Below are 4,458 nucleotides of genomic sequence, written 5' to 3'. Positions count from 1 at the left end.
CGTCGTCTCTTCGAGCCGACACCTCCCCCGCTAGGGGGAGGATTTTGAGCTATCCGCCCGCCGTCATCGTCTCGGCGTAGAGCTTCAACAGCCGCTCGCCATCCACGGCCACCGTCGCGGCCTGGATCGGTTGGTCATCCCAGGCGCTGGGACCGAACAACTCGCCCACCGCCTTCTGGCAGGTCTGGCCGAGGGCGATCCCCTCGGTCACCACCCGCACCGAGCCGCGCCGGACCTTGAACAGGGTCGGATCGATCACGAAGGCGACCGCCGCGGCGTCGTGGACGCAGCAGCCGACAATGCCGTCGCGGCCGCCGTAGAAGGCGGCGTAGGGCTTGGAGATCGCGTTGAGGAAGCCGCCGGCGTCGCCCCCCGTGGCCGCGAGGGCCTCCATATAGGCCGGCGACATCACGACCTGGGTGGTCACGTCCAGGCTGACGGCGGTCAGGCTCCAGGGGGCGGTGAAGACCAGGTCGGCGGCTTCCGGGTCGTTCCAGATATTGGCTTCCGCCACGGGGGTGACGTTGCCCGGCTTGCCGGCCACGCCGAACGCGCCGCCCATGATGACGACGGACTTGAGCAGGGTCGCGACCTCGGGATCGGCCTTCAGGGCAAGGGCGAGATTGGTCAGCGGCCCGACGGCGCACAGCACCACCTCGCCCGGATACTGGCGCGCCAGGTCGATGATCGCCTGGTGGGCGGGCTTGGCTTCAGGCTGCTCTGGGACATGACCGGTCAGCTCGACGTCGCCCAGGCCGTTCTCGCCATGCACGAAGGTCGGCGAGGGATTGCGCGGACGAGCCAGTGGCTTGTCGGTCCCCTTGTAGACCGGCGCCTTCAGGCCGAAGCGGCGCTTCAAATAGAGGGCGTTGCGCGTGGTAGTGTCGATGTCGGCGTTGCCGAAGACGGTGGTCACGGCGATCAGATCGAGGGCGGGGCTCGCCTCGATGAACAGCAGCGCCATGGCGTCGTCGATGCCGGGATCGGTGTCGAAGATGATCTTGGTCGTCATCGGGGGGCTCTAGCGCTTTTCGTTTGGCGAGGCGAGCCGTTGATCGGCCCCGTCCTGCATCAGCGACACGTGGGCCGAGGCGACCTTCCAGCCGTCCTCGGTGCGGATCCAGGTCTGGCTCTGGCGGCCGATCCTGCCGGTGTCGTCGCGGCGGAATTCGACATTGGCGATCGCGAAGTCCGACCCGAAGGTGGTGATCTGCGTCCGCAGCCGGGTCCGGGGCGGGGAGCCGCCGGCGCGGCCCACGCGGAAGGCGGCGATTTCGGAAAATCCCCACAGGGTCTCGGCCACGCCCATCCGCACCGTGTGCGACGAGTTCCAGAACGCGCCGTCCAGCGCCGCGACGTCATTGGCCATCAGGGCCGTCTCGTAGGCGTCGACCAGGGCGGAGACCTCGGCCAGGACGGCGGGATCGTTGACGATCATGGGGCGGCCTTGGGCGGGTGAGCGGCGACGACGCCCAGACGTTGCAGGCGCAGGGCCGCGGCGAAGGCCAGGTCCTCGCGCCAGGGCGGGGCGATGATCTGGACACCGATCGGCAATTGACCCGGCCGGTTCACTGGCGCGGCGACGACCGGCAGGCCGACGTAGCTGATCGGCTGGGTGAAGGCGCCAAGGTTCCTGCGCACCGAGACCGGGACCCCGTCCATGTCCATGGTCGCTTGGCCGATCGGCGGAGCGGGGCAGACCGACGACGGGGCCAGCAGCAGATCGTAACGGAGGAAGGCCTCCCGCACCTCGTCGCGGAATACGGTGCGATAGCGTCGCGCGGCCTGGGCGACGCCTTCGGGTAGCAGGGCGCCGGCCAGCAGGCGATCGCGGACGGCTGGGTCGTAGTCCATGGCCCGCGCCGCCAGGTCGCCGTGATGCAGCTCGCCGCCCTCGAAGGCGGTCAGGCAGAAGGCGGCGGCGCGGGCGGCCGCGGCGCCGGGCAGGGTGATGACGTCGATGGCCGAAAGGGCCTCCGCGACGCGGCCCAGGGCCTCCAGCACCTCGGGGAAGGCGCCTTGCTGGAACCAGCCGCCAAGGACGCCGACGCGCAGAGGCCGCTCGGCCAGGGCGTCGAGGCGGTCGGCCAGCGGCTCGGCCTGGCGCACGCAGATCGGGTCGCCCTCGGGATCGGCGCCTTGCAGGACGTCGTAGGCCAGGGCCAGGTCCTCGACCGAGCGCGCGAACGGGCCGACATGGTCCAGGCTTTCGATGAACGGAAAGACGCCCTGGCGCGACAGGCGGCCATAGGTGGGCTTCAGACCGAACACGCCGCACAGGCTCGCGGGGATGCGGATCGAGCCGTTGGTGTCCGAGCCCAGGGTCAGGGGGACGAGGCCCGCCGCCACGGCCGCCGCCGACCCGCCCGACGAACCGCCGGCGATCCGCGTCGGGTCGTGCGGATTGCGAGTAGGGCCGTCGTGGGCGTTCTCGGTGACGAAGCCATAGGCGAACTCGTCCATGTTCAGCGCGCCGACCAGGATCGCGCCAGCGGCTTCCAGGCGCCGGACCAGGGTGGCGTCGCGCGCGGGCGGGGCGGCGTCGCGGCGGATCTTCGAGCCGGCCAGGGTCGCCAGGCCCTCGATGTCGAAGAGGTTCTTCACGGCGAAGGGAACCCCGGCCAGCGGCCCGAGCGGACGGCCGGCGGCCAGGTCGGCGTCGACGGCGTCCGCCGCCGCGAGCGCGCGCTCGCGGGTCACGGCGGTGAAGGCGTTGATCCCGCCGTCCAGCCGGGCGATCCGCGAGAGCGTGGCCTCGGTGACGGCGCGCGCGGTGACGCGACCCGCGCGGACCTCGCCCGCGATATCGACGACGCTGCAGAAGGTCACGGCTGGAAAGGCTCCGGAGCCTCGCCGGCGATCGGACCCAGGGTGGCGACGAAGAGGGCGGTCTGGGCGCGCAGCAGGGCGACGTTTTCGATCACCCCAGGCAGCGCCGCCGGCGGGATAGCTAGTTCGCGTTCGGCCGCGCGGGCGGCCGTCCAGGGACCGATCTCGACCTCGGCCAGGTCGAGAAATCCTTGCGTCTGCGCGTCGAGCGCCATTCGGCCAAGCTCCATAAGTAAGAAAAAACTTCATACACTGGGGTTCGCCGGGCGCGCCAGCCCCGCCGTTCCCGTCATCGCCATGCGCCCAAGCCCGCGCCACTCGGGAAGGGGAACGCCCGTGGGACGGGCGCCGGAGCGCAATCCTCCGGCCATTCGGTCGAGGCCGCTTGGGAGGAGGCGCCGATCGGCGCGAGATGTCCATGTAATAGAAGGCTTACTTCATGGCGCATCACCAGCTGGCCTCGACTCCCGATACGATCCGCTTTGGCATGTTCGACGCGGCGTTTGATCCCGTGCTGACCATCGCGCCGGGCGACAGCGTCACCTTCGAGTGCGTCTCGGGCGGGGTCGAGGTGATGCCGCCGCCGGCCTCGCCCTACGCCATTCCGCCAGCGCTCCAGGCGATCCACGACAGCAAGCCCGATCGCATCGGCCCCCACATCCTGACGGGCCCCGTCGCCATCGCCGGCGCCGAGCCGGGCGACATGCTGGAGGTTCGCATCGAGGCGATCGAGCCGAACAACGACTGGGGCTATTGCGCCGTGCGCCCCCTGGCCGGCACGATCCCGGAAGACTTTCCCGAGCGCTATGTCAGCCACATCGCCGTCGACCGGGCGCGCGGCGTGTGCAAGCCGGAGTGGGGCCCGGAATTGCCGCTGGCGCCGTTCTTCGGCACGATGGGCGTGGCTCCGCCCGCGCGTTACGGTCGCCTCTCCAGCCGAGAGCCGCGCGAGCACGGCGGTAACATGGACAACAAGGAACTGGTCGCCGGCTCGACCCTCTTCCTGCCGGTCTGGGCGCCCGGCGCGAACTTCTCGGTCGGCGACGGTCACGGCCGCCAGGGCGACGGCGAGGTCTGCGTCAACGCCCTGGAGATGGGCCTGACGGGAACCTTCACCTTCGTGCTGCACAAGGCCAGCGAGATCGGCGCTTTTCCCTGGCCCTGCGCCGAGACGCCGACCCACTACGTCCTGATGGGTTTCAACGAGGATCTGGACCTGGCCATGAAGCAGGCCCTGCGCCAGACGATCGATTTCATCATCGCCCGCTCGTCCCTGACCCGCGTTCAGGCCTACCAGTTCTGCTCCCTGGCCGTGGACTTCCGCGTCACCCAGACGGTGAACGGCGAGAAGGGCGTACATGCGCTGCTCAAGAAGGGCGTTCTTTTCTGACTTCGGGGTGTCGGCTTGCGATTGACCCGAACGTCCTGGGTGGATCGAAAGCAACACGCGCGCGTTGAGCCGTGCGAGAGGGAAGCCCATGAAGAACGTCTTCGTCAGTTCCGTCGTCCTGCTGACCCTAGCCGCCTGCTCCCCGCCCACCGATGACAAGAAGGCGGCAGAGCCCCCGCTGGTCGCCGCGCCGCCGGTGGCCGCGCTGAAGCCGCCGAAGGCCGACATCCCGGCCGGCG

At 70.0% G+C, this 4,458-nt stretch carries 5 protein-coding genes; 1 reads left to right on the top strand and 4 read right to left on the bottom strand.

Translation table 11 applies throughout. The features are described from left to right. Positions 1-49: 49 nt before the first annotated feature. The 4 genes from VJ655_RS04105 to VJ655_RS04090 are packed head-to-tail and all read right to left on the bottom strand — an operon-like array spanning position 50 to position 3,044. Positions 50-1,012 (bottom strand): nucleoside hydrolase, encoded by a 963-nt coding sequence (locus VJ655_RS04105; RefSeq protein WP_324109797.1) that lies wholly within the window; start codon positions 1,010-1,012, stop codon positions 50-52. A 9-nt stretch (positions 1,013-1,021) separates the two neighbouring features. Further along, complete coding sequence (gene hpxZ / locus VJ655_RS04100) at positions 1,022-1,438, bottom strand: oxalurate catabolism protein HpxZ (RefSeq protein WP_324109796.1); 417 nt, start codon at positions 1,436-1,438, stop codon at positions 1,022-1,024. Then, positions 1,435-2,829: an AtzE family amidohydrolase gene (locus VJ655_RS04095; RefSeq protein WP_324109795.1), complete on the bottom strand. Its 1,395-nt coding sequence runs from the start codon at positions 2,827-2,829 to the stop codon at positions 1,435-1,437. The genes hpxZ and VJ655_RS04095 overlap by 4 nt, the downstream gene beginning before the upstream one ends. Further along, the gene (locus VJ655_RS04090; protein ID WP_324109794.1) at positions 2,826-3,044 is read right to left on the bottom strand and encodes a hypothetical protein; all 219 of its coding nucleotides are present in this window, start codon (positions 3,042-3,044) and stop codon (positions 2,826-2,828) included. Before VJ655_RS04090 ends, VJ655_RS04095 begins: the two co-directional genes overlap by 4 nt. Positions 3,045-3,268: 224 nt before the next feature. Between VJ655_RS04090 and VJ655_RS04085 the strand changes: the two genes are divergently transcribed. After that, a complete protein-coding gene (locus VJ655_RS04085; protein ID WP_324109793.1) occupies positions 3,269-4,219 on the top strand; it encodes an acetamidase/formamidase family protein in 951 nt (316 codons plus the stop codon). Positions 4,220-4,458 lie beyond the last annotated feature (239 nt).

The sequence above is a fragment of the Caulobacter sp. genome (genome assembly GCF_035254145.1).
Lineage (GTDB): Bacteria > Pseudomonadota > Alphaproteobacteria > Caulobacterales > Caulobacteraceae > Caulobacter.
Note: the sequence above shows the minus strand (reverse complement) of the source record. Positions and strands in the feature narration are given on the sequence as shown.